3 protein-coding genes are annotated in these 1707 nt (G+C 73.2%); all 3 read left to right on the top strand.

Going from position 1 to position 1707, the window contains the following annotated elements; translation table 11 throughout:
• A partial coding sequence (locus OXS27_RS32195; RefSeq protein ID WP_346733093.1) for a CsbD family protein occupies positions 1 to 514 on the top strand: 514 nt, incomplete at its 5' end.
• Positions 515 to 555: 41 nt separating this feature from the next.
• Positions 556 to 1479, top strand: coding sequence for a PhnA-like protein (locus tag OXS27_RS32190; protein WP_267361722.1), 924 nt, complete (start codon positions 556 to 558; stop codon positions 1477 to 1479).
• 84 nt (positions 1480 to 1563) lie between these two features.
• Positions 1564 to 1707 (top strand): CsbD family protein (locus OXS27_RS32185; RefSeq protein WP_243923726.1); only part of this gene is annotated, 144 nt, incomplete at its 3' end.

Below are 1707 nucleotides of genomic sequence, written 5' to 3'. Positions count from 1 at the left end.
ACAGGAGAACGACATGGTCGACACGGACCGGATCACGGGCGCCGCGAAGGAGCTCGGCGGCAAGGTGCAGGGCGCGGTGGGCGACCTCACCGGCTCGCAGCGGGACTCGGCCGAGGGCCGCGCCCGCGAGGCGGCCGGCAAGGCCGAGAACCTCTACGGCCAGGCCAAGGACACCGTGCGCGACGCGGCCGAGACCGTCGCCGACACCGCCCGCGACATCGGCGGACGCATCCGCGAGACCGTGGGCGGCCTCGTCGGCTCCGACGACATCGAGCACCGGGCCCGCCACGCCCAGGGTGCGGCCGAGGACCATTTCGACCGGGCCCGACGCTCGGTGCGGCGTGCGGCGGACGATGCCTCCGACTACGCCGGGGACGCCTACGACCGCGGCGCCCGCGCCCTGCGCCAGGGCGGCGTGACCGGCCAGGTCGCCGAGTATCCGCTCGCCTCGCTGCTGATCGCCGGTGCCGTGGGCTTCGGCCTCGGCCTGCTGGTCAACGCGACCCGCGATTGAACGCCTTCCCCATCTGAAGACCACCGACCCGGAGTGACAGAGTGACCATCCAGACGACCGCTTCCCCGCTCGCCACCACAGCCGCACAGGCCGACACGCGCACCGTGCTGCTCAACGAGGTGTCGTGGGGCGCCATCTTCGCCGGCGCCGTGACCGCCCTGGTGACCCAGGTCATCGTCAACCTCGTCGGTGTCGGCGTGGGGCTGGCCTCGGTCGGCACCCAGGCCGCCGACAACCCGTCCGCCTCGACGGTCTCGATGGGCGCGGGCCTCTGGTTCGTCGCCTCGGGCATCGTGGCCTCGCTGGCCGGCGGCCTGATCGCCGGCCGCCTGTCGGGCAAGCCGCTGCCGGGCGCGGCTGCGCTCCACGGGCTGGTGTCGTGGGCGGTGACCACCCTGGTGGTGCTGTACCTGCTGACCTCGGCGGCCAGCGGCCTCGTCGGCGGCACGCTCAGCACGGTCTCAGGGGCGCTCGGCGGCGCGGGCAACCTCGTCGGCGGCACGATCCAGACCGCCGCGCAGGCGGCTGCGCCGTCGCTGTCGAAGATCTCGAACCCGTTCGACGGGATCGAGCAGAAGGTCCGCGAGCAGTCCGCCGGGCAGGACCCGCAGGCCGCCAAGGACGCGGCGGTGGCCGCCGTGAAGGCGGTGCTGACCGGTGATCCGGCCCAGAAGGAGCAGGCCAAGAGCCGCGCCGCCGACGCGCTGGCCAAGGCGCAGGGCGTTTCGCCGGACCAGGCCAAGGCGCAGATCGACGACTACCAGAAGCAGTACGAGCAGGCGGTCACCACGGCCAAGCAGAAGGCCGAGGCCGCGGCCGTGACGGCAAAGTCAGCGGCGACGCAGGGTGCGTTCTACGCGGCGATCGCGCTGATCCTGGGCGCGCTGGCGGCGTTCTTCGGCGGCCGCCTCGGCGCCCCGAAGCCGACGACGCTGCTCGGCGCCTACGAGACCCGTCGGGTCTGAGCCCCTTCACGGGCCCCCGCCGTCGGCGGGGGCCTCCATCCCGGCCGGGACACCCGGCCTCCACGTCCAGCAGGAGATTACGCGATGAGCAGCACGACCGACAAGCTGAAGGGTCTGGCCAACGAGGCCGTCGGCAACGTCAAGCAGGCGGCCGGCCAGGTGACCGGCAACGACAAGCTGGTGGCCGAGGGCAAGGTGCAGGAGCTGAAGGGCGAGGCGCAGAAGACC

This window comes from Methylobacterium sp. GC_Met_3 (assembly GCF_026540775.1).
Lineage (GTDB): Bacteria > Pseudomonadota > Alphaproteobacteria > Rhizobiales > Beijerinckiaceae > Methylobacterium.
This window is presented reverse-complemented; position numbering and strand designations above follow the sequence as displayed.